The organism is Paraburkholderia sp. A1RI_3L (genome assembly GCF_048957895.1).
GTDB classification, from domain to species: domain Bacteria; phylum Pseudomonadota; class Gammaproteobacteria; order Burkholderiales; family Burkholderiaceae; genus Paraburkholderia; species Paraburkholderia kururiensis.
In genome coordinates, this window is the sequence record NZ_JARCHA010000001.1 from 902715 (window position 1) to 925481 (window position 22767).

At 65.2% G+C, this 22767-nt stretch carries 21 protein-coding genes and 1 tRNA gene; 8 read left to right on the forward strand and 14 right to left on the reverse strand.

The window, feature by feature from the left end; all coding sequences use genetic code 11:
* Nucleotides 1–255: 255 nt before the first annotated feature.
* The 3 genes from cydC to rpoH form a co-directional block, all read right to left on the reverse strand.
* Complete coding sequence (gene cydC / locus PXJ20_RS04250; RefSeq protein ID WP_421030237.1) at nucleotides 256–2103, reverse strand: thiol reductant ABC exporter subunit CydC; 1848 nt, start codon at nucleotides 2101–2103, stop codon at nucleotides 256–258.
* Nucleotides 2104–2107: 4 nt separating this feature from the next.
* Nucleotides 2108–3901, reverse strand: a complete 1794-nt coding sequence (gene cydD / locus PXJ20_RS04255; protein ID WP_421030238.1) for a thiol reductant ABC exporter subunit CydD — start codon at nucleotides 3899–3901, stop codon at nucleotides 2108–2110.
* A 331-nt stretch (nucleotides 3902–4232) separates the two neighbouring features.
* Nucleotides 4233–5168, reverse strand: coding sequence for an RNA polymerase sigma factor RpoH (rpoH, locus tag PXJ20_RS04260; protein WP_026121009.1), 936 nt, complete (start codon nucleotides 5166–5168; stop codon nucleotides 4233–4235).
* Between the two features lie 357 nt (nucleotides 5169–5525).
* Here rpoH and PXJ20_RS04265 point away from each other — a divergent pair, with 357 nt between their 5' ends.
* Nucleotides 5526–6089 (forward strand): acyloxyacyl hydrolase, encoded by a 564-nt coding sequence (locus PXJ20_RS04265; RefSeq protein ID WP_199541752.1) that lies wholly within the window; start codon nucleotides 5526–5528, stop codon nucleotides 6087–6089.
* A gap of 49 nt (nucleotides 6090–6138) precedes the next feature.
* Nucleotides 6139–6522 (forward strand): nuclear transport factor 2 family protein, encoded by a 384-nt coding sequence (locus PXJ20_RS04270; RefSeq protein WP_017772628.1) that lies wholly within the window; start codon nucleotides 6139–6141, stop codon nucleotides 6520–6522.
* 36 nt (nucleotides 6523–6558) lie between these two features.
* On the opposite strand, the gene leuA is transcribed toward PXJ20_RS04270, so the two are convergent.
* Nucleotides 6559–8256, reverse strand: a complete 1698-nt coding sequence (leuA, locus tag PXJ20_RS04275) for a 2-isopropylmalate synthase (RefSeq protein WP_421030239.1) — start codon at nucleotides 8254–8256, stop codon at nucleotides 6559–6561.
* 354 nt (nucleotides 8257–8610) lie between these two features.
* On the reverse strand, nucleotides 8611–9606 hold the full coding sequence (ybiB, locus tag PXJ20_RS04280) for a DNA-binding protein YbiB (RefSeq protein ID WP_421030240.1): 996 nt from the start codon (nucleotides 9604–9606) through the stop codon (nucleotides 8611–8613).
* Between the two features lie 265 nt (nucleotides 9607–9871).
* Between ybiB and PXJ20_RS04285 the strand changes: the two genes are divergently transcribed.
* Both PXJ20_RS04285 and maiA read left to right on the forward strand, forming a co-directional pair.
* The gene (locus PXJ20_RS04285) at nucleotides 9872–10570 is read left to right on the forward strand and encodes a fumarylacetoacetate hydrolase family protein (RefSeq protein ID WP_421030241.1); all 699 of its coding nucleotides are present in this window, start codon (nucleotides 9872–9874) and stop codon (nucleotides 10568–10570) included.
* Between the two features lie 27 nt (nucleotides 10571–10597).
* Nucleotides 10598–11242: a maleylacetoacetate isomerase gene (gene maiA / locus PXJ20_RS04290; protein ID WP_421030242.1), complete on the forward strand. Its 645-nt coding sequence runs from the start codon at nucleotides 10598–10600 to the stop codon at nucleotides 11240–11242.
* 111 nt (nucleotides 11243–11353) lie between these two features.
* Here maiA and ftsY read toward each other — a convergent pair whose 3' ends face one another.
* On the reverse strand, nucleotides 11354–12733 hold the full coding sequence (gene ftsY / locus PXJ20_RS04295; protein WP_421030243.1) for a signal recognition particle-docking protein FtsY: 1380 nt from the start codon (nucleotides 12731–12733) through the stop codon (nucleotides 11354–11356).
* A 246-nt stretch (nucleotides 12734–12979) separates the two neighbouring features.
* Between ftsY and rsmD the strand changes: the two genes are divergently transcribed.
* The 3 genes from rsmD (at nucleotide 12980) to PXJ20_RS04310 (ending at nucleotide 14643) form a co-directional block, all read left to right on the forward strand.
* Complete coding sequence (gene rsmD, locus PXJ20_RS04300; protein ID WP_126877671.1) at nucleotides 12980–13609, forward strand: 16S rRNA (guanine(966)-N(2))-methyltransferase RsmD; 630 nt, start codon at nucleotides 12980–12982, stop codon at nucleotides 13607–13609.
* A gap of 110 nt (nucleotides 13610–13719) precedes the next feature.
* Nucleotides 13720–14229: a pantetheine-phosphate adenylyltransferase gene (gene coaD, locus PXJ20_RS04305; protein WP_199541745.1), complete on the forward strand. Its 510-nt coding sequence runs from the start codon at nucleotides 13720–13722 to the stop codon at nucleotides 14227–14229.
* Between the two features lie 156 nt (nucleotides 14230–14385).
* Nucleotides 14386–14643 carry a YfhL family 4Fe-4S dicluster ferredoxin gene (locus tag PXJ20_RS04310; RefSeq protein ID WP_017772637.1) on the forward strand — a complete coding sequence of 86 codons (258 nt, stop codon included), beginning with the start codon at nucleotides 14386–14388 and terminating at the stop codon, nucleotides 14641–14643.
* 32 nt (nucleotides 14644–14675) lie between these two features.
* Here PXJ20_RS04310 and hisC read toward each other — a convergent pair whose 3' ends face one another.
* The 8 genes from hisC to PXJ20_RS04350 all read right to left on the reverse strand — a co-directional run bounded on the left by hisC (nucleotide 14676) and on the right by PXJ20_RS04350 (nucleotide 21826).
* Entirely contained in the window at nucleotides 14676–15746 is a 1071-nt protein-coding gene (gene hisC / locus PXJ20_RS04315) for a histidinol-phosphate transaminase (protein WP_421030244.1), read from the reverse strand.
* Between the two features lie 19 nt (nucleotides 15747–15765).
* The gene (gene pth / locus PXJ20_RS04320; RefSeq protein ID WP_421030245.1) at nucleotides 15766–16365 is read right to left on the reverse strand and encodes an aminoacyl-tRNA hydrolase; all 600 of its coding nucleotides are present in this window, start codon (nucleotides 16363–16365) and stop codon (nucleotides 15766–15768) included.
* A gap of 138 nt (nucleotides 16366–16503) precedes the next feature.
* The gene (locus PXJ20_RS04325) at nucleotides 16504–17124 is read right to left on the reverse strand and encodes a 50S ribosomal protein L25/general stress protein Ctc (RefSeq protein ID WP_017772640.1); all 621 of its coding nucleotides are present in this window, start codon (nucleotides 17122–17124) and stop codon (nucleotides 16504–16506) included.
* A 155-nt stretch (nucleotides 17125–17279) separates the two neighbouring features.
* On the reverse strand, nucleotides 17280–18242 hold the full coding sequence (locus tag PXJ20_RS04330) for a ribose-phosphate pyrophosphokinase (protein ID WP_176049014.1): 963 nt from the start codon (nucleotides 18240–18242) through the stop codon (nucleotides 17280–17282).
* Nucleotides 18243–18281: 39 nt separating this feature from the next.
* Nucleotides 18282–18358: transfer RNA gene (locus PXJ20_RS04335), tRNA-Gln, on the reverse strand.
* Nucleotides 18359–18410: 52 nt separating this feature from the next.
* Nucleotides 18411–19292: a 4-(cytidine 5'-diphospho)-2-C-methyl-D-erythritol kinase gene (gene ispE, locus PXJ20_RS04340; RefSeq protein ID WP_421030246.1), complete on the reverse strand. Its 882-nt coding sequence runs from the start codon at nucleotides 19290–19292 to the stop codon at nucleotides 18411–18413.
* 21 nt (nucleotides 19293–19313) lie between these two features.
* Complete coding sequence (lolB, locus tag PXJ20_RS04345) at nucleotides 19314–19979, reverse strand: lipoprotein insertase outer membrane protein LolB (RefSeq protein WP_126877668.1); 666 nt, start codon at nucleotides 19977–19979, stop codon at nucleotides 19314–19316.
* Entirely contained in the window at nucleotides 19979–21826 is a 1848-nt protein-coding gene (locus PXJ20_RS04350) for a tetratricopeptide repeat protein (RefSeq protein WP_421030247.1), read from the reverse strand. The genes lolB and PXJ20_RS04350 overlap by 1 nt, the downstream gene beginning before the upstream one ends.
* 87 nt (nucleotides 21827–21913) lie before the next feature.
* Here PXJ20_RS04350 and mutM point away from each other — a divergent pair, with 87 nt between their 5' ends.
* The gene (mutM, locus tag PXJ20_RS04355) at nucleotides 21914–22744 is read left to right on the forward strand and encodes a bifunctional DNA-formamidopyrimidine glycosylase/DNA-(apurinic or apyrimidinic site) lyase (RefSeq protein WP_421030248.1); all 831 of its coding nucleotides are present in this window, start codon (nucleotides 21914–21916) and stop codon (nucleotides 22742–22744) included.
* Nucleotides 22745–22767: the final 23 nt, after the last annotated feature.

Here is a 22767-nt window from a genome sequence, read left to right on the forward strand (position 1 = left end):
GGTCGCGAACGTGCCATGCCTACCCTCTGGTCTTGTTTCTATGACGAGCAGAGTCATCTTTGTGCGACTTCCCGCCGGCCGTGCGTGTGGGTCGGATCGCTTGGCCGCGCCTGCTGTAGCAGGCGGTCGCGCGGTCCGATGCCGTGTCCACCTCAGCAATTTCCCTAACGCTGGTGTGGACATATCGATGGTAAGAAGTTCGCGATGCCGGGTTTTTGTCGCAGGTCAAAACAGCCGTCTCATGCGGCGCGCATGTCAGACGTCTTGCCCGGCTGGCTGAACGCTGTCGTTGCGCAGGAGCGTGGAGAAGGCGCCGTCGCGCGCGAGCAGGGTTTGCGCGGCGCCCTGTTCGACGATGCGCCCTTCGTCCAGCACGATCACCTCGTCCACCAGCCCGGCGAGCGCAGACAGCCGGTGCGTGATGAGCAGCACCGTGCGGCCTTCCATGAGCTGCATGATCGAGCGCAGCAAATCGGCTTCGGTAGCCGTGTCGAGGCCTTCCGTGGGTTCGTCGAGAATCAGGATGGGCGCGTCGCGCAGCAGGCCGCGCGCGACCGCAAGGCGCCGCGCCTGGCCGCCGGACAAGCGGGTGCCCGCCTCGCCGATCTCGGTGTCGAGCCCCTGCGGCAAGCTCTGGATGAAGTCGTGCAACTGGGCCGCCCGACAGGCGGCTTCGAGCGCGGCTTCGTCGGCGTCGGGCCGGGCGAGCAGCAGGTTTTCGCGGATCGTCGCGTTGAAGAGATAGGTGTCCTGCGCGACGACGGCGATGCGTGCGCGCAGATCCGTGGCAGCGGCCTCGCGCAGCTCGACGCCGCCCAACGTAATGCTGCCTTGCTGGTAGTCCCAGAAGCGCAACAGCAGGTTCGCGATGCTGGTCTTGCCCGCGCCGCTGCCGCCCACGATGGCGAGCCGCCGTCCCGCGGGCAGATCGAACGACACGTCGTGGAGCACGGCGTGATCCGCGTCGGGATAGCGCATGCCGACGTGGCTGAATCGCAGGTCGTTGCTCGCGGCGAGCGGCGTGGCGGTTTCGGGGTCGTGCACGGCGGGTTGCGCGTCGACGAGCGCGAAGATGCGCCGCGCGGCGGCGAGGCTTTCGCCAAGCATCTGCATGGCGAGCGGCAGCGGAACCACCGCCTCGAAACTGGCGAGCACGAAGAGCGCGAGCATCGCGAGGTCGGCCGGCGGCAGTGTGCCTGCGCTGACGCGCGGAATGGCAATCAAGAGCGCGCCCCACATCGCAAGCGACGCCGCTGCGGAGAGGGCCGCCTGTGCGATGGCCTTGATGTCGTTGAGCTTCACCTGCGTATCGAGCAGGGCGCCGGAGAGCTGCTCGATACGTTGTGCGTGACCTTCTGCCGCACCGTACACGCGTAGCTCGGCGAGTCCCTGGAGGTCGTCGACGATGGCGTCCTGCAACTGCGCGCGTTGGGCGATGCCTGTCGCGGCCGGGCCGCTCGCACGCCGATAGACCAGCGCCGGCAGCACGACGCCCGCGAGGGCGAGGAAGACGAGTGTGACGAACGCCACTGCCACGTCGAATGCCGCCATCGTCGCGACGATCAAAAGGGCGCCGAGCGCGCCTGTTGCCATCGGCAGGATCACGCGCAGGTAGACGTGGTTCAGGCTTTCGATGTCGGCGTGGATGCGCGTGAGCAGATCGGCGCCGCGCGTGTGTTGCAGACACGCCGGCGCGAGCGGTTCGATGCGCTCGTAGAACCAGACGCGCAGCTTCGCGAGCAGACGGAAGGTGGCTTCGTGCGTGACGAGCCGTTCGATGTAGCGGCCGCCCGTGCGCACGATGGCGCAGGCGCGAATGAGGGCAGCGGGCGTGAAGTAGTCGAAGACGATGTGATTGATGCCGGCGAGCGCCATCGAAGCGATGAACCAGCCGGAAATCGCCATGAGCGCGACGTTGCCGATCAGCGTGACGAACGACACGGCGATGCCGGCCGCCATCCATTTCCAGTACGGACGGAAAAGCGTGACGAGGCGCGCGAGATCGGCGCGGGCGGTGTTGCTCGCATTGTCGACGTCGCTGCTGTTGGTGCTGTTTGTGACGTGCATGCGCGGGGCCATCGTATTGGGTGTTTTCGTCGTCATGGCTTCACCCCGCGGCAGGATGCGGCGTTGCGGCCGATGTACGGCCAGTTCTGTCAACGCCAGCGCCGATCAACTTGCGGTACAGCCCGTCCTCGCCGATCAACGCCTCGTGCGTCCCGCTTTGCGCGACCTTGCCGCCGTCCAGCACCACGATGTGGTCCGCCAGTCGCGCGGTGGCGGGCCGGTGCGCCACGAGCAGCACCGTGCGGCCACGCGCGAGCCGGCGCAGGGCTTCGTGAATGTGCGCCTGCGTTGCGGAATCCAGATGGGCCGTGGGTTCGTCGAGCAGCAGTACGGGCGCGTCCTTGAGGAAGGCGCGTGCCAGCGCGAGGCGCTGGATCTGCCCGCCGGAAAGGCCCGCGCCGCGTTCGCCGAGCGGCGTGTCGTAGCCGTTCGGGAGCGCCATGATGAAGTCGTCGGCGCCTGCCTGTTGCGCGGCGGCGCGCACGGCGTCGAACGATGCAGCGGGATTTGCGATCTGGATGTTGTCGCGCACGCTGCCGAGGAACACGTGCGCGCGTTGCGGCACCCACGCGACCTGTGCGAGCCAGCTTGCCGGATCGACCTCGGCGAGCGACTGTCCGTTGACGCGGATGCTGCCTTGCTGGTTCGCCACGAAGCCGAGCAGCAGGTTCAGCACCGTGCTCTTGCCTGCCCCGCTCGGGCCGACGAGCGCCGTGATGCGTCCGGGTTCGAGCGCGAAGCTCACGCGGTCCAGCGCCGGCTGGTTCGCGTCATAGGCGAAGGAGACCGCGTCGAATGCGATGCCGTACTGCTGCGCGGCGGCGAGCGGCGTGCGTGCAGCGTGAGTTTGCGGCTGCGGCGTATCGAGAATGGCCGCGATGTGCTCGACGGCGCCGATCGCTTCCATGCGCGCGTGATAGTGCGTGCCGAGCGTACGCAGCGGCAGATAGAACTCGGGCGCGAGCAGCAGAACGAGGAACGCCGGCTGGAAATGCACCTTGCCGTACAGCAGGTTGAAACCGATCAGCACGGCCACCATCGCGATGCTCACCGTCGACAGAAATTCCAGCACAACCGCGGAGAGGAACGCGATGCGCAGCACCTGCATCGTGCTCTGCCGATACGTTTCCGAGAGGCGGGCCACCACTTGCGCTTCGCGCCGGCTCGCGTTGAAGAGCTTGAGCGTGGTGAGGCCCTGAAGCGTGTCGAGAAACCGTGCGGCGAGGCGCGTCAACTGATGCCATTGGCGCTGGTTCATTTCGACCGAACGCTTGCCCACCAGAATCATGAACACGGGAATCAGCGGCGCGGTGAGCGTGAGAACGAGCCCGGAGACCCAGTCGATGGGAAACACGACCACGAGAATCGCGATGGGCAGCATCGACGTGAGCGCGCGATTGGGCAGCCAGCGGGCGTAATAGCCCTCGAGCGCGTCGATGCCGGTGACCGCGCGGCTTGCGAGCGCGCCCGTTGCTTCGCCCTTGAGCCACGCCGGGCCGAGCGCGTGAATCTTGCGCACGAGTTCGGCGCGCAGTTCGCCGCGTACCCTGGCGGCGGCGCGCAAGGCGAGGCGCTCCGAAGCCAGCGTGAACGCGAAGCGTGCCGCGAACACGGGCAACATGGCGGCGAGCGCAATCCACACGTCGGCGAGCGCGGCGCCTTGGACCACGACAGCGTTGACTGTCCATGCAAGCAGCGCGGACGACACGATCACGAGCAAACCGGCGGCAAGGCCGGCGGCCACGGCGAGACGAAGGCCGCCGCGCGCGGAGCCGGTGCGGCGCGCGAGCCAGGCATCTAGAGTCTTGTTCAGGTGCGGTGAGGCGGGCGTCATAGAGAAGCGGGAAGAGCGCGCCGGGCGGCGAAGGGTGCGCGGTCCGGCATGCGGTGGGGTGATGGTGCTTTTTTTAACCCGAACCCCGTTCTGAAGCGTGATTTAGGTCAAGCGGCCTTCAGTTCGCGCTTGCAAGGCGTCGGCGCAGAGGCGGACGCAGATTCTATCGTCGCCGGGTCGCCATTTCCGGGTTGTGATGATTTGTCGCAGAAAGGCGGGAGGCCGGCGCGAAGGCGCAAAAAAGCCCGCTGCCTGTTCGGGGCAGCGGGCCTGGAGAGGGAGCGATGGAAGGGCGGCAACCGCGGATGGCCGCGGCCGCCGTCACGTCCAGTTACGCGTATTCGGCCAGCGCGGTGCGCATCTTCTTCATCGCGCTTGCTTCGATCTGACGGATGCGCTCGGCCGACACGCCGAACTCGTCCGCAAGCTCGTGCAGCGTGGAGCCGCCCGAGCCGTCGTCGGCCACGTTGAGCCAGCGCGCTTCGATGATGCGGCGGCTGCGTGCATCGAGCGCTTCGAGCGCGCTCGCAATGCCGTCCGTCTGCAGGCGATCGTGCTGCTTCGCGGCGATGACCGCGGTCGGCTCGCTATGCGAATCCGCCAGCCAGGCGATAGGCGCGTACGATTCCTCGCCGTCTTCCACCTGGCCTTCCAGCGCGACGTCGCCACCGGAGAGGCGCGTTTCCATCTCGACCACTTCCTCGCGCTTCACGTTCAGTTCCTGCGCGAGGCCTTCGATCTCTTCCGGCGTGAACGCCTGCACGCCCTGCTTGTGGCTGCGCAGGTTGAAGAACAGCTTGCGCTGCGCCTTGGTGGTGGCGACCTTCACCATCCGCCAGTTGCGCAGGATGTACTCGTGGATCTCGGCCTTGATCCAGTGGATGGCGTACGAGACGAGCCGCACGTTCTGCTCCGGATCGAACCGCTTGACCGCCTTCATCAGGCCGATGTTGCCTTCCTGGATCAGGTCGGCATGCGGCAGCCCGTAGCCGAGGTAATTACGTGCGATGGACACCACGAGGCGCAGGTGCGACAGCACCAGCTTGCGTGCGGCGTCGAGGTTGTTGTGCTGACGGTAGTCGGTGGCAAACTGACGCTCTTCCTGGGGCGTCAGCATGGGAATCCGGTTCACCGCCTGAATGTAGGCGTCGATGTTGCCCAGCTGGCCGGGCAGAAGCGTGAACTGCGCGAGCGCCAGCGAACCTGCCGGAGCGGCCTTGGCCGACGACGGGCTCAGAGTACTCGGAAGGGTCATTGCGTTGCTCACGGATGGGAACTCCTCTGGGGTTCTTGCAAAGTCAGACTTCGACTGTACGGTGCATGTTAGCACTCTGGTTTACCGAGTGCTAATTCTTGGATAGATTCCAGGGCCGGAGGTTCCCGGAATGCTATCGAAATTCGTCTTTTAATAGTGTGACGCCCCGTGGGCAGAATTGTCAGGCCGCGCGTAGAATTCTCGCGGAAGCCAGCAGCGCCGCAAAAAGCGGTCGATTTTTCCGGAATTTGAAGGAGTTATTTGCTGCGAAGAGCGATGAGGGACAGGTTCGGTTTTTGCTAATCTGCTGGCCTATGTTGGGACGATCGCTCGTCGATCAAGATCAAAATCCGACTAACAGGGTGTTCGATGATCAGAGAAAACTGGGCGTGGCGCGGCCGGGTCGCACAGGCAGCGCTGGCGGCGGCGCTGGTGGGTCTGTCCGGCAGCGCGGCGGCGGACCAATTCGGTATCCAGGTGACGGGCGCGGTGGCCGATCACCATGTCCGCAAGCTGGATCTGGGGTTTGTCTGGGATCCGAACATCACGTGGTGGGAAATCGGCGGCTGGCACTTCACGGTGCTGGGCGAGGCTCACGCGGCGTGGTGGCATACCGACGAAGGCAACGTGCACAACAACATCGGCGAGTTCGGTGTGGGGCCGGTGCTCCGGTTCGTGAAGAGTTCGGGCTGGGTGCGGCCGTTCGTGGAAGCCGGCGTCGGCGTGCGGCTGCTCACCAGTCCCACGATCTCGACCTCCTATACGCTTTCCACGGCCTTCCAGTTCGCCGACATGGTGGGCGTAGGGGCGCAGTTCGGCAACCATCAGCAGTACCAGGCCGGCTATCGCTTCCAGCATGTATCGAACGCCGGTATCAAAGAGCCCAATCCTGGTATAAATTTCAGCCAGCTATACCTGCAGTACAACTTCTGAATCGTGGCTGCTCTCGCGGCGGCCGGCCGATGCATAAGGGGCGCAAGCGATGGCGGCAAAAGTGATCGAGGCGATTCGCGCGCTGGAGCGCGACCGCTTTCGCGCGATGGTGGACGGTGACGGACCGTTGCTCAGCGCGCTGCTTTCGGACAACGTGATCTACGTTCACACGAACGGCAAGCGCGAAACGAAGCAGCAGTTCATCGACGCGATCACGGCCGGCCGCCGCCGCTATCGCCAGATCGAAATCCAGTCGCAGGACGTGCTGCCGGTGGGTCGCGAGACCTGCGTGGTCAGCGGCCGCGCGCTTATCGAAATGGAAGCGAACAACGGCGCGCTGCTGTTTCCCATCGCGTACACGGCGATCCAGGTGCAGGAGGATGGCCACTGGCGTCTCGTTGCCTGGCAGGCGACGCGCTGCGCGATCGAATGACGGCGCCGTTGCGGCGCCGCTTCTCCTTTTCCTCTCTCAAGCCGCTGCGCGCCGGTCGACGTCCGGCCACGCGGCACGGTTGACGGCGCTTACCACGGCGTCGGCCACGGCGGTCGCGGCATCCTCGGCAACGCCTACGCCGTGGCGTACCGCCTGTGCACCCACGCGGCAGCCCACGAACACGGCTGTCCGGCCGTCGGCGGTGCGTGCCGTTTCGTGAGACGTGATTTCTACGGCTTCGCCCGATGCGCCGGCCATCGCCCGAACAATGGCCTGGGCGTGAGCTTCGAGCGCGTTCGCGTCGTGCGGGGCCGCCGAGTCCGCGGCTGAAGCAGCCATCGGCGCAATGGGCGCAAGCGGCACCGCGAGATCGCGCTCGTTCCAGCGCAGCTTGCCGGCGCTGATGCGGCGCGCCGGGCCCTGCGTCTCGAAGTATTCGCGCGTGAAGAGCACACAGATCGACTCACCGGACATCTCCGCGCCCGACGAATCCGTGGCCGCCTGCACCGCGTGGCTGAACTCGATCTGCACGCGGCGCGGCGGCGTGAAACCCATGCCGCGCTCCAGCAGCCAGGTGGCGCCGCCCTTGCCCGACTGGCTGTTCACGCGGATCACCGCGTCGTAGCTGCGGCCCAGGTCGGCGGGATCGATGGGCAGGTATGGCACTTCCCACACGGCGTCCGGACGCTGCTGGGCGAAGCCCTTGCGAATGGCGTCCTGATGCGAGCCGGAAAACGCCGTGAACACGAGATCGCCGGCATACGGGTGGCGCGGGTGGACCGGGATCTGGTTGCAGCGCTCCACGACGCGGCGCACCGCGTCGATGTCCGAGAAATCGAGGCCCGGGTCAATGCCTTGCGTGTAGAGGTTCATGGCCAGCGTGACGAGATCCACGTTCCCCGTGCGCTCGCCGTTGCCGAAGAGGCAGCCTTCGATGCGATCCGCGCCCGCCATCAGCGCCAGTTCCGCGGCCGCCACCGCCGTGCCGCGATCGTTGTGGGGATGCACGGAGAGCACGATGCTGTCACGGTAGGCGAGGTTGCGGTCCATCCATTCGATCTGGTCCGCGAACACGTTGGGCGTGGCCGCTTCCACGGTGGCGGGCAGATTCACGATCATCTTGTGATCGCGCGTGGGGCGCCAGGTTTGCGCGACCGCGTCGCACACTTCGCGCGCGAAGGTGAGCTCGGTCATGCTGAAGGTTTCGGGCGAGTACTGGTAGATCCAGTGGGTCTGCGGACGGGCGTCGGCGTGGGCGCGGATCCGCTTCGTGCCCTCCACGGCGAGCGCCTTCACTTCGTCTTTCGACTGGTCGAACACGATCTTGCGGAACGACGGACAAATCGCGTTGTACAGATGCACGATGGCACGCGGCACGCCTTCGAGCGCTTCGAACGTCCGCGCGATCAGGTCTTCGCGCGACTGCACGAGCACTTCGATCGTGACGTCTTCGGGAATGCGCTTTTCGACGATCAGCTTGCGCACGAAGTCGAAATCGGTTTGCGATGCCGAGGGAAAGCCGACCTCGATCTCCTTGAAGCCGATGGCGACCAGCATTTCGAAGAATTCGAGCTTCTGGGCAATGCTCATCGGCTCGATCAGCGACTGGTTGCCGTCGCGCAGATCAGTGCTCATCCAGATGGGCGCGCGTTCGATGGTGCGCGTGGGCCACTTGCGGCCGTTCAAACGGATGGCGGGGAAGGGGCGGTATTTCTCGGCGGGTTGACGCAACATGGCGAGCCTCATTCGTCGTGTCGTTGCGAGGGGCGGTGGGCATCGGGCGGCTGGCGGGCTGCTGCCGCTGCACGGAGCGCCTGAGGCGCGACGTGCATTTGACCCTCGCGATTCGGCCGCACGATAAGCGGACGAATACTGACGACTTACAGGTTGTAAAGAGAACTGCGGTTTGGGGTGAAACGGAAACTACGGAAACTGCTGGGAGGACCGCGCGTTGAAGAGGGCGCGCGGCGCTACGCCTTGCTTACGCTAGACGTAGCGATAGGGGCCGCGGTAGGCGGCCGAAGGTAATTCGGAGGGTGTTCGGGGTGGAACGCATTGCTCGAATGTATGCGAGAGCAGCGCGCAGTGTCAACCACCCCGCCGCTTCGCGATGCCGGCGATGACCTCGACCTGGCGCTGAATCGCAGGCGGCACGGGCGCCTCGCCGCGCATCACGGCCTCGATCCACGCTGCTGTCGTGGCGGCGTCACGGGCTTCGGGCAACTCGGCCTGCGGCGCTTCGGGCGAGGACCGTTCGGCTTCCATGAGCGTTTCGCAGACGCCGTCGTGCAGCCAGTCCACCTGAACCTGGCGGCGCGTGTCGGCCACGGCCTCGCCTTCGGTGCCGCGCGCGAGCAGCGCACCGCCCGCCGCCACGTCGGGATGCGAGTTGAAGAGGGCCGTCAGGCTCTCGCGATAGGGCGGGTGCGTGTAGTTGACGAGCCGCAGCCCCGGAGGCGCGAACGGCTGAAGAATTTTCACGAGTGTGTGCGTCGAGTTGCGCACGCCCATGCGGCGTCGCAGGGCGAGCAACCGCGCGAGCTTCGGCGCGAGCACTTCGATCGGCGTGAACGCAAGGCGACGCGAGGCCAGTTGCGCTTCGGCTTCGTCGTGCGAGCGCGCCGCTTCAACGCCGAGCGCCGCGAAGATTTCCGCGCTGGTGACGCGGCCCGGATCGGTGCTCACGCCGTGCACGAGCACGGGCACGTCTTCGCGCGCGAGCAGCAAGGCCAGCAGCGGCACCAGGTTGGGCTGGCGCCGCGCACCGTTGTAGCTGGGGATGGAAACCGCCGATACGGTCGAGGCCGCGTCGCCGTGGGCGTCCGTGGCCACGCGGAGCGGCTCAAACGATGCATGAGCGGCCGCGAGCATGGCGGCGAGTTCGTCGGCGGTTTCGCCTTTCAGGCGGTAGGCGAGCAAAACGGCGCCGAGTTCGAGGTCCGACACCCGGCCGTCGAGCATCGCGGCGTAGAGCGCGTGCGTGTCCTCGGACGAAAGGGCGCGCGCGCCGTGCGATCCGCGGCCGATCTCCTTGATGAGGTGGGCACACGGAAACGGATCGGCAAGATTGGCTGGCTCGTTCATGGCAAAAGCGGTGCGGGCCGGTGCTGGAGGGCCGGCGTGTCCTGGGCGGATTGAAACGGAATGGCGTTCAGTATCGCATGAGGCTGTGGCCGGCGATCGTTACCGGCCGGCGCTCGTGCCTGTACAGGCGGTGCGCGGCGAAGGTTCCGTGGCGTTGCCGGAGCGATCCGCGAGGCACCCTGCATTCCGGCGTCGGCAGGCGGCACACGCTAAACTCATCGTTTACTCGCCGCGCACGCGGCTTTCCAACAGGACGGAGAACGGCATGACATACGTGTTTGCTCCGGCGCCGGTCGTAGCGGTGCCGGTTGCGGGTTCCAGCGAGTTGTTCGCGGTGCGCCGCATCTATTGCGTGGGCCGCAATTACGAGGCGCACGCCCGCGAGATGGGCCACGATCCGAACCGCGAGCCGCCGTTCTTTTTCGGCAAGCCGGCTGACGCCGTGGTGTACGTTGCCCCCGGCGAAACCGGTGAGTTTCCGTATCCGTCGCTCTCGAAGAACGTGCACTTCGAGATGGAAATGGTGGCGGCCATCGGCAAAGGCGGCAAGGATATTCCGGTCGATCGCGCGCTCGATCACGTGTATGGCTACGCGCTCGGACTCGACATGACCCGCCGCGATCTGCAAGCCGAAGCGAAGAAGCTGGGCCGTCCGTGGGACACCGCGAAGGGCTTCGATTACTCCGCTCCCGTGGGCCCCATTCATCCCGCGTCGAAGATCGGCCATCTGGGCAAAGGCGCAATCTGGCTCACCGTGAACGGTGAAGAGAAGCAGCGCTCCGACATCTCGCAGCTGATCTGGCCGGTGGCCGACACCATCGCGTATCTGTCGACGCTGTTCGAGCTTCAGCCGGGCGACCTGATTTTCACGGGCACGCCTGAAGGCGTCGGCGCCATCGTGCCGGGCGACGTGATGAAGGGCGGCGTGGACGGGCTCGGCGAATTCACGGTGCGCGTGATCTGAGCTGGAAGCGGGGAGGAGACACAACACATGCAGCTTTACAGCTATTTCCGAAGCTCGGCGTCTTACCGCGTGCGGATCGCGCTGAACCTGAAAGGCCTGCCGTACGACTACGTGCCGATTCATCTGCTGCGCGGCGGCGGCGAGCAGTTTTCGCCCGGGTATCGCAAGCTCAATCACGATGCGATCGTGCCCACGCTCGTGGACGACGGCCACGCGCTTCAGCAGTCGCTCGCCATCGTCGAGTATCTCGAAGAGACGCATCCCACGCCGCCGCTGCTGCCCGCAACCGCCGTGGACCGCGCGCACGTGCGCTCCATTGCGCTGCAGATCGCGTGCGAGATTCATCCGCTCAACAACCTGCGCGTGCTCAAGTACCTGAAGCACACGGTGGGCGTGACCGACGACGTGAAGGACGCGTGGTACCGGCACTGGGTGGAAGCGGGTTTCGAGACGCTCGAAGCCCGGCTCGCCGGCGATGCGCGCACGGGCAAGCTGTGTTTCGGCGATACGCCCACGCTTGCGGACATCTGCCTTATCCCGCAGGTCTTCAACGCGCAGCGTTTCAAGGTGGACACCGCGCGCTTTCCGACCATCCAGCGCATCTACGACCATGCCGCGCAACTCGACGCGTTCGAGCGGGCGGCGCCGGGGCAGCAGCCGGATTCGGAGTGATGGAGCGTCCTGCGGCGGGCGCGTTGGTTGCGTCGCGCGGCAATGAAAAAAGGGGCGTCCGATCACGGCGGACGCCCCTTTTTGTCGCTATATGCCGGACGACGAGAAGCGCTACGCGCCCAGTAGCGCGTCGGCAAATTCCTCGGCGCTGAACGGCTGCAGGTCTTCTACCTTTTCGCCCACGCCGATGAAGTACACCGGCACCGGCCGCTGCCGCGCGATGGCAGCGAGGATGCCGCCCTTCGCCGTGCCGTCGAGCTTCGTGACGATGAGGCCGGTGAGGCCGAGCGCGTCGTCGAATGCTTTCACCTGGGCGAGCGCGTTCTGACCCGTGTTCGCGTCGATCACGAGCAGCACTTCGTGCGGCGCGCCGTCGAGCGCCTTGCCGATCACGCGCTTCACCTTGCGTAACTCTTCCATCAGATGGAGCTGGGTGGGCAGGCGGCCGGCCGTGTCGGCCATCAGCACGTCGATCTTGCGCGCGCGCGCGGCGCCCACCGCGTCGAAGATCACGGCGGCAGGGTCGCCGCTTTCCTGCGCGACCACCGTCACGTTGTTGCGCTCGCCCCAGATGGCGAGTTGCTCGCGCGCGGCGGCGCGGAATGTGTCGCCGGCCGCGAGCAGCACCGACTGATCGAAGCGCTGCAGATGCTTGGCGAGCTTGCCGATGCTCGTGGTTTTGCCCGCACCGTTCACACCCGCGATCATCATGACGAGCGGCTGCGCGCGGCCGAGCACGAGCGATTTCTCGAGCGGCTTCAGCAGGTCCACGAGCAGGCCGCGCAATGCGGTTTTCACCTGCTGTGCGTCGGTGAGCCTGCCCGTGCGGACTTTCTCGCGCAGCGATTCGAGCAGGAACTCCGTGGCCTCCACCCCTGCATCGGACATCAGCAGCGCGGTCTCCAGTTCTTCGTACAGCTCTTCGTCGATCTTGGTGGCGACGAAGATGCCCGCAATGTTCGAGCTGGTTTTGGAGAGACCGCTTCTAAGCCGTGAGAGCCACGACTTCTTCGCTTCGGGTTCCGGTGCGGGCGGCGGAACGATTTCGACTGTTTCGACGGATTCTTCGTCGGCCTGGCTGCTTTGGGCAGCGCAGGCGGTGGCCTGTTGTGCGGCGGCTTGGGTCGGGGCGGGCGCAGGCATCGCGGCGGGAGCCGTCGTCGCGACCGGCGGTGCTGCTGCGGTCGGCGGCGTGACGGCTGGTGGTGCGGGCGTGGGCGCAGGCGCCGGCGCCGGGATATCGACGGCGGGCCGCTGTTGAGGCGGCGCAGCTTCGGGCTGGCGCGCGGACGGCACCGGTGCCGGTGCCGCTACCGGCGCCGCGGCTGGCGTGACGCGAGCGGCTGCCTCCTGCGGCGGTCTGGTTTCCGCGACGTCGGCGGGCTGTTGCACGGGTTCGCTTTGAACCTCGGCCGAGACATCGGCTTGCGCGTCGACGGGCGTGCCTTCGGCGGCTTTCGATCCTCTGAATCGCTTGAAAAAACTGAACATGATCTGGCGTGTCTGGTGCGGGGCCGACGCCCTGTGCCCGACCCTCGGGCGGCAACGGTGGCGTGGCAAGTGGGGGATGCGCGAATGCGGAACGTGCAAACGCGCCATTTTATCAGGCGGCATCCCGGCTCGTCGTGGCACGGTGGTCGCGTGCCGGGCTGCGTTCGCCGGGAAGGCCTGTGGTAACGTGGGCGCTCCGGCACCTTATCGCTTACCACTCCGCTTATTACCCCGCTTAATACCCGTATGTCCCGTTCTTCTCCTTCGCGCGCCCATGGTGCCCACGCTGCCGCGCCGGTGCGAGGCAAATCGGCTCACACCGTGCGCATCATCGGCGGTGACTGGAAGCGCACGCCGCTTCCGGTGCTCGACCTCGATGGCTTGCGGCCTACGCCCGACCGCGTCCGCGAAACGCTTTTCAACTGGCTTGGCCAGCGGCTCGACGGCGAGCGGTGTCTCGACCTTTTCGCGGGCAGCGGCGCACTCGGATTCGAGGCGGCGTCGCGCGGCGCCGAGCGCGTGCTCATGGTGGAGCGCAACGCGCGCGCGGCCGCGCAACTGCGCGCGAACCAGGCGCGGCTCGATGCGCGAGCGATCGAAGTCGTGGAGGCGGACGCCCTGCGTCTCGCCGCCGGCCTGACGCCGGCATCGTTCGACGTGGTGTTTCTCGATCCGCCGTTCGGCGACGCTGCGACGCTCGACCGTGCGCTGGAGGTCGCCGCGCCGCTCGTCGCTGCCGACGGCTTCCTCTATGTCGAGGCCGGGGCGCCGCTCGATCCGGCGCAAACCCCTGCACTGGCGGGCTGGACGGTGGCTCGCCACGGCAAGGCAGGGGCGGTCCACTATCATTTGCTGCAGCGCGAAAATGAGGAATAATGCGCGTTCCATAACAAGCGCCGGACGGCTCGCCGTCACGTGCGCGGTCGCGGGCATGGCCGTCGCCGCTGGCGCGGCGCCCTCATTTGTCTGTTGAGAGGAGAAACAACATGGTAGTCGCCGTGTACCCGGGTACGTTCGATCCGCTCACGCGCGGTCACGAGGACCTCGTGCGGCGGGCGTCGAGCATCTTCGACACGCTGGTGGTGGGCGTGGCGGACAGCCGCAACAAGAAGCCGTTCTTCTCGCTCGACGAACGCCTCGACATTGCCCGCGAGGTGCTGGGCCACTATCCGAACGTGCAGGTCATGAGCTTCAGAGGTCTGCTTAAAGACTTCGTCCGCAGCAACAACGCGCGCGTGATCGTGCGCGGCCTGCGCGCCGTGTCGGACTTCGAATACGAGTTTCAGATGGCCGGCATGAACCGCTACATGCTGCCGGACGTCGAGACCATGTTCATGACGCCGTCCGACCAGTATCAGTTCATCTCGGGCACCATCGTTCGCGAGATTGCCCAACTGGGCGGCGACGTCAGCAAGTTCGTGTTTCCGTCTGTCGAGAAATGGTTGCAGGACAAGGTCTCGGCGCTGGGCGGCCCCGTCATTCCGAAGAACCCCTGAGCAATTTGACGAAGCGGCGTAAACTGGCGGCTGTGTTCAACGCAACGAAACACGGCCTCTCTTTGCCCCGCCCCCGTTTTCGGCTCGCAGCGTCCGCGACATCAACCGGAAACGACCGGCGCCAGTTGGAAGAGGCCGGCAGGAAGTGAGAAAAGCATGGCCCTGATGATTACCGACGAGTGCATCAATTGCGACGTTTGCGAGCCCGAGTGCCCGAACGACGCCATTTCGATGGGCCCGGAAATCTACGTGATCGACCCGAACAAATGCACCGAATGCGTCGGCCATTTCGATGAGCCGCAATGCCAGCAGGTGTGTCCGGTCGAATGCATTCCGCGCGATCCCCAGCATGTGGAGACGCGCGATCAACTGATGGAAAAGTATCGTGGCCTGATGGCCGCGAAGAATGCCTAGCCTCTAGCGTTAGCCCGGCGAGGGCGGCGGTCTTACCGGCCGAGCAATTCGCCCAGCGCTCTGACGAGCGTGTCGCACTCCGCGTCGGTGCCAATCGAAATCCGCAGATACTGGTCGATGCGCGGCGCCTTGAAGTGCCGCACGAAGATTTCGCGCTCGCGCAAAGTCGCCGCAAGCATCGCGGCGTCGTGGTCCTTGTGGCGCGCGAACACGAAGTTCGCGGCTGACGGCACGACGTCGAAGCCGAGTGTTTCCAGCTTCGCTGTCAGGCGTTCCCGGCTTGCAATCACGCGGGCGCAATTCGTTTCGAACCACGCGGTGTCTTCATACGACGCGGTTGCTGCCACCTGCGCCAGTCGGTCGAGCGGATACGAATTGAAGCTGTCCTTCACGCGGTTCAGCGCCTCGATGAGCGCAGTATCTCCGAACGCAAAACCCACCCGCATGCCCGCCAGCGAACGCGCCTTGGAGACCGTCTGCACCACGAGCAGATGAGGATAGCGGTCGATCAGATTCACCGCCGACTGCGCGCCGAAGTCCACATACGCTTCGTCGATCACCACCACCGATTCCGTATTGCGCGCCACGAGCGCTTCGATCTGATCGAGCGGCAACGCGCGGCCCGTGGGTGCGTTCGGATTCGGAAACAGCACGCCGCCGTTGGGCGCGGTGTAGTCGTCGATACGGATTGCGAAGCTTTCGTCGAGCGCGACCGTGCGGTAGGCCACGTCGTAGAGCCGCGCGTAGGTCGGATAGAAGCTGTACGTGACGTCGGGGAAAAGCACGGGATGCGCGTGCTTCAGCAGCGCCTGGAACACGTGCGCGAGCACTTCATCGGAGCCGTTGCCGACGAACACCTGGTCTGCCCGGATGCCGTGATGCGCGGCCACGGCTTCGCGCAGCCGGCGGGCGCTCGGGTCCGGGTAGCGACGCAGCGCTTCGCCCGTGTCGCCCAGTTCGCGACGAATGGCCTCGACCACGCGAGGCGAAGGCGGATACGGATTCTCGTTGGTATTGAGCTTGACCGGATGCGCGAGCACCGGCTGTTCGCCGGGCACGTAGGGCACCAGTCGATGGACGATGTCGCTCCAGTAGCGGCTCAAAACAGTCTCCCGTTCGTGTTCAGACGCGATGCAGTTGCATCATCGCGCGCTCGAGTTCGCCCTTGACCACGAGCGGCATCACGGCGAGCGAGCGTTCGATGGACGCATCGATCACGTCCTGCTCTTCCTTGCGCGGCGGCTTCAGCACGAAATTGGCGACGTCCGGCTTCGCACCCGCTCGCGCGCTCTCGGGAATGAGGTCGCGCGGATGCCCGATGCCGATGCGTAGCCGCCAGTAGTGCTGCGTCGACAGGTGGGCGGAGATGTCCTTCAGCCCGTTGTGGCCGCCGCTACCGCCGCCCAGCTTGAGCTTGATCGTGCCCGGCGGCAGATCGAGTTCGTCGTGCGCGACGAGAATCTGGTCGGGCAAGATCTTGAAGAAATGCGCGAGCGCGACCACCGACTGCCCGGAGCGGTTCATGTAGGTCTGCGGCTCGAGCAGATGCACTTCCTCGCCGTAAAGGCGCGCCTTCGCGTAGTGGCCGTGAAAGCGCCGCTCGTCGCGCAGCGACGTGCCTGCTTCGCGCGCGAGCTGGTCCACGAGCCAGAAGCCTGCATTGTGGCGCGTCGCGGTGTATTCGGCGCCCGGATTCCCGAGCCCGACGATCAGCCTGATCATGATGAGGTTCTCGCGGCCGCGCCGCTCGCGGGCGAGGCACGCAACGATCGAAAAAAAACCCGCCGGGGCGAACCGCGGCGGGTCACGTCGTCCGTTCCATTGAAACGGATCGAGAGGATAGCTTCCCTATCCCTCAGCTCAGGCAGCGGGCTTCTCGCCTTCGCCTTCACCTTCCGCGGCAGCATCGGATGCTGCGCCAGCCGGGATTGTCGCCGAAACGATAACCGGGTTTTCGGCGTCGAGGTGAGCCGTGAGCGCAACGCCGTTCGGCAGGGGAATGTCCTTCGCGTGCAGCGACTGACCTGCTTCGATCTTCGCCAGATCGACTTCGATGAACTCAGGCAGTGCGGCCGGCAGGCATTCCACTTCAATTTCGTTGAACACGTGCGAGATAACCGCGCCCGACAGCTTCACGGCCGGGTTGGTTTCCTGGTTCATGTAGTGCAGCGGCACCTTCGTGTGGAGCTTGCGGCTTGCGTCAACGCGCTGGAAGTCCACGTGCAGCACGAGCTGACGGAACGGATGGTATTGCACGTCGCGCAGCAGCACTTGCTGCGACTTGCCGGCCACTTCCAGGTCGAGGATCGACGAGTGGAAGGCTTCCTTCTTCAGGGCGTGCCACAGCGCGTTGTGATCGAGTTCGATCAGTTGCGGCTCGGCGCTGGCACCGTAAACGATGCCCGGCGTCTTGCCGGTATTGCGCAGGCGGCGGCTCGCACCCGTACCTTGCAGGTTGCGCTCGAAAGCGACTACTTTCATCTTGCTTCTCCAATGTACTGCCCGCGACCAGGCAGTAAAAACGGGGCCTTCGCACACTGGCTCGGGCCCCAACATAATGGCGCGAACCTTCGTTCGCTCGCGCCTTGATGCGAACAAACGCGGTATCCGGAGACACCGCGCTTACCGCAAAACCTTTAACTTTCGGCGAACAGCGACATCACCGAGTCGCCGCGGCGGATACGCGAGAACGTCTCCGCGAGCAGACCCGCGCACGAAAGCGAACGGATCTTCGAGCAGGCACGGGCTTCTGCGCCAAGCGGAATGGTGTCCGTCACAACGAGTTCGTCGAGCGACGAGCCGGCAATGCGCTCGCCTGCGCCGCCCGAAAGCACCGGGTGCGTGGCGTAGGCGAACACCTGCTTCGCGCCGCGGTCCTTGAGCACCTGTGCTGCCTTGCAAAGCGTGCCGGCCGTGTCGACCATGTCGTCCATGATCACGCAGGTACGGCCTTCCACTTCACCGATGATGTTCATCACCTCGGCGACGTTCGCTTTCGGACGACGCTTGTCGATGATGGCCAGATCGCAGTTGAGCTGCTTCGCGAGGGCCCGGGCACGCACCACGCCGCCGACGTCAGGCGAAACGACCAGCAGGTTCTCGTAGTTCTGCTTGCGCAGATCGCCGAGCAGCACGGGTGTGGCGTAGATGTTGTCGACCGGAATGTCGAAGAAGCCCTGAATCTGGTCGGCGTGCAGATCCATCGTGATGATCCGCTCGACGCCGGCAATTTCCAGCATGTTCGCCACGACCTTCGCTGAGATCGCGACGCGCGCCGAGCGCGGACGGCGGTCTTGCCGGGCATAGCCGAAGTAGGGGATGGCTGCGGTGATCCGGCCTGCGGATGCGCGCTTGAGCGCATCGACCATGATCATCAGTTCCATCAGATTGTCGTTCGTCGGCGCGCAGGTGGACTGCAAAACGAAGACGTCTTTGCCGCGTACGTTTTCCTGGATTTCAACCTGGATTTCGCCGTCGGAGAAACGGCTCACCATTGCTTTACCGAGGGGAATTCCAAGAATCTTGACGACATCCTGAGCAAGCGCAGGATTGGCGTTGCCAGTAAAAACCATCAGGCCGTCATGGCTGCTGCTCATCATGCACCTGCTTCAGGCTGGGCGGAGGAATGCGAGAATTTTTGGCAGGGGAGGAAGGACTCGAACCCTCGAATGCCGGAATCAAAATCCGGTGCCTTAACCAACTTGGCGACTCCCCTACACTAACTTTGAGCTCCACCGGGCCGGTAGGACTGCCCGATGATGCAAAACCTATGTCGCGAAAGCGAAGAGTGGATGGGTATCGAGGCTTTCCGTTACTACGCTCAACCAACCTGCCGGCATTTTGGCTTGCGCCGCTTCTGCTTCGGCCCGGCTGGCAAACGCTGCAAAAACGCTTGCGCCTGATCCGGTCATCCGCGCGGGTGCGATGTTGTCGAACCATCCCAGCACCTGCGCAACTTCCGCGTATTTCCCCGCGACAACCGGCTGCATGTCATTTTGGCCGAAGCTTTCTGGCCATCCTGCGCTGCAACCTTGCTGTGCAAGAAAGTCCGTCATTGTGATGACTTTCGTGTCTCTTGTCAACGCCTCGTCTGAAAAAATTGCGGCGGTCGGGACATGTGCCCGCGGCGTGACAACGAGAAAAAAACGCCGCGGCAATTGTACAGCCTGAAGCGCTTCGCCAACACCCTCTGCGAAGGCATTTTTGCCGAAGACGAAGAAGGGCACGTCGGCGCCCAGCTTCAGTGCAAGCGACTGCAGTTCCTCGCGAGGCAAATCAAGCTTCCAGAGGCGATTGAGCGCGAGCAGCGTGGTCGCCGCGTCCGAGCTGCCACCGCCCAGACCCGCTCCCATCGGCAGTCGCTTTTCGATCTCGATCTCGACGCCTTTGCGCGTGCCCGTGTGCTGCTTGAGCAGTGTCGCGGCACGTACGGTGAGGTCCTGTTCGGGCGGTACGCCGCGCACTTCAGTCTTGCGCGTGATCTCGCCGTCTTCACGAGCGGTGAAGTGCAGCGTGTCGCCCCATGCGAGTAGCTGGAAAACGGTCTGCAGCGAGTGGTAGCCGTCGGGCCGGCGCCCCGTGATGTGCAGGAAAAGGTTCAGTTTGGCGGGCGCGAGGCAGCCGCGCAGCGAGTCGGGTGTTTCAGTCATGAGGAAAGCGCAGGGCGCTGCTTACTGGTCGAGCACGAGCTTGATGTCGAGCGGCGGTTCCGCGCGGCTCAGGTTGACGCGCTTCACGCCGGTTGCGGGCGCGTCGGCATACGAGAGGTAATCGATGGTCCAGCCGTCCTGGCGGATCTGCTTGAGCCGCGAATCCTGCCCGGCGTCCTTTTCGGTCTGCGCATGCGATGTGGGCGCAATGGACGGCTGCAGCCAATAACGCAGCCCTTCCACAGGCAGCGCGAAGCCGAGCGCGTTTTGCATCAGCGTCGATACGTTGTCTGCCGTGAGCGGTTGCCGGTTGGGCAACTCGAGCGTGGCGGCCGCGGGCGAAGACGTCACGATGGCAAGCGTCTGCCCGAACGGATTGAGCAACTGGAGCGTGACGGTGTCGCCGTTTTCGCGCCAGTCGAAGTTGCCGTACGCATTGCGCGGCTGCCCGTTCTGATCGACGTACTGCACGGCGAAGCGCCCGTGGTACGCGCGGCTCGTTTGCGCGGTGACGGACGTCGAGGCGTTCGAGGTCGATTCAGCGGGATGCGGCACGCTCGCGCACCCGGCAAGCGCCAGGGCGAGCACGGCGGCGAGCCCGAGGGCGCCGCGCCGTGCAGCCTTATAGCCGCCGGATGCATGAGGAAAGCGAGAAGCGAAACGATTGGCGTGACGGGATGAATACATCAGAGATCGTTCACCTGAAAGCGCTTGAGCGTTTTCACGAGCGTGTCGTTATCGGGTTCAAGCTTGAGTGCGTCGCGCCAGGCGGCGCGCGCTTCGTCCTGGGCACCGCTCTTCCAGAGCACTTCGCCGAGGTGCGCACCGATTTCGGCATTCGGCTGCAGCGTATAGGCCTTGCGCAGCAGCTTGATGGCGTCCGACGTCTCGCCGAGCCGGTATTTCACCCAGCCCACGCTGTCCATGATGAACGCGTCGTTCGGCGCGAGCGACGACGCTTTTTCGATCAGCTTGTCCGCTTCCTGAAGGCGCTGGTTACGATCGGCCAGCGAGTAGCCGAGCGCGTTGTACGCCTGTGGATTGTTGGGCTGGGTGCGGATCAATTTGCGCAGCTGCGTTTCCATGACGTCGTAGTGCGCGTTCTTTTCCGCGGCCATCGCGTAGTCGTAGGTCAGATCCGGATCGTCCGGAAACTGCTCCACGGCCTTGGCGAGTCGGGCTTCGGCTTCGGGATAGCGCTTGGCATCGAAGAGGATCGCGGCGTCCGTGCGCGCGATGAGCGCCTGGTCGCGCGGGTCCGCGGCCTGAATGCCGGCGAGGAGCTTGCGCGCATCGTCGGGCTTGCCCTGTTTTTCGAGCAGCTGCGCGCGCGTGACCTGCGCCGGAATGTACTGCTGGCTGTCGGGCTGAATGCGGTCCAGCCACTTCGCGGCGTCCGTCTCGTTCTTTTGCTCGAGCGCGAGCTGCGCGAGGTAAATGTAGGCCTGGCCCGGGTCACCGCCAGGCGTCTTTTCGGCCTGCTGCGCGTACTGCGTCAGATACGCCTGCGCTTCCGGGAATTTCTTCTGCTGGATGCTGATGAGCGCGAGTGCCATCAGCGGCGTGAGGTCGCCGCTGTTGTCCTTGCGCATGGTCTCGAACTGCTTGCTCGCGTCGTCGAGGCGGTCCGCTGCGAGATACGTCTGCGCAAGCGCGAGCCTTCCGTCGTGCGACTTCGGATTCTGCTGAACATACTTCTCGAGCGACGCGATTGCTTCGTTGCGCTCGTCCGGACCCATCTGCGCAAGCATCAACGCGGCGGGCAGGTAGTCCGGCCGCATCGCGAGCGCGGTTTCGAGCGACTTGCGCGCGCCGGGCACGTCGTCGGCGAGCAATTGCTGCCGGCCGATGGCAAGTTGCGCCTCGGGCCGCTTCATGTCGTTCTTGAGCAGGTCCTTGAGCGTGTTCAGGCCGCCCACACGGTTGGGGCCACGTGAGAGCAGCAGTTGCAGCGAGAGGATCGCGCTGCCGCGATTCTCTTCCGATACGCGCGCAAGCTCGCGCGCGAGCAGGGGCTCAGCGTCCTCGGGGCGGCCCGAGAGCACGAGCAGCGACGCATCGAGTTGCGCCGCGCGATCCGACGCGGGCGCGTACTGCTGCCAGAGCTGCGCGGCGGCGAGGGCGTCCGAGGGGCTTTGCGCCGCGATGGCGATTTCGGTTGCGCGTTGCGCCATGCGCGGGTCGTGCGTGTCGCGTGCGAGGGCGAGGTACGTCTGGTACGCCGGCGCGGGCTGGTCGCGCTGCAATGCGATTTCAGCGGCCAGAACCTGGAATACGATCTGGCTCGTCAGCGGAACGTCAGGCAGAGACTTCTGTTCCTCGGCAGTAGGTGCGCCGAGCATATCGGGCATTGCCGAGGTGTCGCCCGTGTCCGGGGAAGGGTCCTGCGCGAACGCGGGGGCGGCGGCGAGCGTCCACGCCGCAACCACCGCGGCGCCGAGCAAGCGGCGGACCGAAATGGCAGACGGCAGGTGGAGCTGAGGCAGGGCGTGGGCCCGGCGCTTCGCAAACAGCTTCACGAAAGACAGTTCCATGGAAATCCGTTGAATGTTTCGGACGATTGTAACGCGCTCGCTACAATAAGCGCACAATCGGCCACGCAGCCAGCAAACCACTTAGACATGCCAGAACTGCCGGAAGTTGAGGTTACCCGTCGGGGAATCGAGCCTTATGTCGCGGGCCGTCGCGTAGCGCGCGTCGACGTTCGCACTGCCGCCCTGCGCTGGCCCGTTCCAGCCGGACTCGGCCGCCTTTTGCGCGGGCGTACGGTCTACAAGGTCGAGCGGCGCGGCAAGTATTTGCTGTTCGAGATCGACGAAGGCTGGTTCATCGTACACCTGGGCATGACGGGCACGCTTCGAGTGCTGCGCAACCTCCCGCATTTGCCGGCGGCGGGCAAGCACGATCATATCGACTGGATCTTCGACGACTTCATTCTGCGGTTTCGCGATCCGCGGCGCTTCGGCGCCGTACTGTGGCATCCGCGCGAAGCGGGCGACGTGCTCGGTCATCCGCTGCTCGCGAGCCTTGGCATCGAGCCGTTTACGCCGGCGTTTTCGGGCGCGCTGCTGCACCGGAAAACGCGCGGCCGCAAGGTCTCGGTCAAGCAGGCGCTGCTAGCCGGCGACATCGTGGTGGGCGTGGGCAACATCTACGCATCGGAGAGCCTCTTTCGCGCGGGCATTCGGCCTACCACGCCGGCAGGCCGCGTGTCGCTCGCCCGTTATGAACTGCTTGCGGACGCTATCAGAGCGACGCTCGCCGCCGCCATCGAGAAGGGCGGGAGCACGCTGCGCGATTTCGTGGGCAGCGACGGCGAGAGCGGTTATTTCCAGCTGGACTATTTCGTCTATGATCGCGCTGGCCAACCGTGCCGCGTGTGCGGCACGCCGATCCGGCAGATCGTTCAGGGCCAGCGCTCCACCTACTATTGCCCGGTCTGTCAGCGCTGAGACCCGGCTTCGCTTCTCCTTGC

Excerpts from the sequence above, each read along its gene's own strand:
- cydC (WP_421030237.1), bottom strand. The coding sequence starts at position 2,103 with ATGACGACGAAAACACCCAATACGATGGCCCCGCGCATGCACGTCACA.
- cydD (WP_421030238.1), bottom strand. The coding sequence starts at position 3,901 with ATGACGCCCGCCTCACCGCACCTGAACAAGACTCTAGATGCCTGGCTC.
- PXJ20_RS04265 (WP_199541752.1), top strand. The coding sequence starts at position 5,526 with ATGATCAGAGAAAACTGGGCGTGGCGCGGCCGGGTCGCACAGGCAGCG.
- PXJ20_RS04270 (WP_017772628.1), top strand. The coding sequence starts at position 6,139 with ATGGCGGCAAAAGTGATCGAGGCGATTCGCGCGCTGGAGCGCGACCGC.
- leuA (WP_421030239.1), bottom strand. The coding sequence starts at position 8,256 with ATGTTGCGTCAACCCGCCGAGAAATACCGCCCCTTCCCCGCCATCCGT.
- ybiB (WP_421030240.1), bottom strand. The coding sequence starts at position 9,606 with ATGAACGAGCCAGCCAATCTTGCCGATCCGTTTCCGTGTGCCCACCTC.
- PXJ20_RS04285 (WP_421030241.1), top strand. The coding sequence starts at position 9,872 with ATGACATACGTGTTTGCTCCGGCGCCGGTCGTAGCGGTGCCGGTTGCG.
- maiA (WP_421030242.1), top strand. The coding sequence starts at position 10,598 with ATGCAGCTTTACAGCTATTTCCGAAGCTCGGCGTCTTACCGCGTGCGG.
- ftsY (WP_421030243.1), bottom strand. The coding sequence starts at position 12,733 with ATGTTCAGTTTTTTCAAGCGATTCAGAGGATCGAAAGCCGCCGAAGGC.
- rsmD (WP_126877671.1), top strand. The coding sequence starts at position 12,980 with ATGTCCCGTTCTTCTCCTTCGCGCGCCCATGGTGCCCACGCTGCCGCG.
- coaD (WP_199541745.1), top strand. The coding sequence starts at position 13,720 with ATGGTAGTCGCCGTGTACCCGGGTACGTTCGATCCGCTCACGCGCGGT.
- PXJ20_RS04310 (WP_017772637.1), top strand. The coding sequence starts at position 14,386 with ATGGCCCTGATGATTACCGACGAGTGCATCAATTGCGACGTTTGCGAG.
- pth (WP_421030245.1), bottom strand. The coding sequence starts at position 16,365 with ATGATCAGGCTGATCGTCGGGCTCGGGAATCCGGGCGCCGAATACACC.
- PXJ20_RS04325 (WP_017772640.1), bottom strand. The coding sequence starts at position 17,124 with ATGAAAGTAGTCGCTTTCGAGCGCAACCTGCAAGGTACGGGTGCGAGC.
- PXJ20_RS04330 (WP_176049014.1), bottom strand. The coding sequence starts at position 18,242 with ATGATGAGCAGCAGCCATGACGGCCTGATGGTTTTTACTGGCAACGCC.
- ispE (WP_421030246.1), bottom strand. The coding sequence starts at position 19,292 with ATGACTGAAACACCCGACTCGCTGCGCGGCTGCCTCGCGCCCGCCAAA.
- lolB (WP_126877668.1), bottom strand. The coding sequence starts at position 19,979 with ATGTATTCATCCCGTCACGCCAATCGTTTCGCTTCTCGCTTTCCTCAT.
- PXJ20_RS04350 (WP_421030247.1), bottom strand. The coding sequence starts at position 21,826 with ATGGAACTGTCTTTCGTGAAGCTGTTTGCGAAGCGCCGGGCCCACGCC.
- mutM (WP_421030248.1), top strand. The coding sequence starts at position 21,914 with ATGCCAGAACTGCCGGAAGTTGAGGTTACCCGTCGGGGAATCGAGCCT.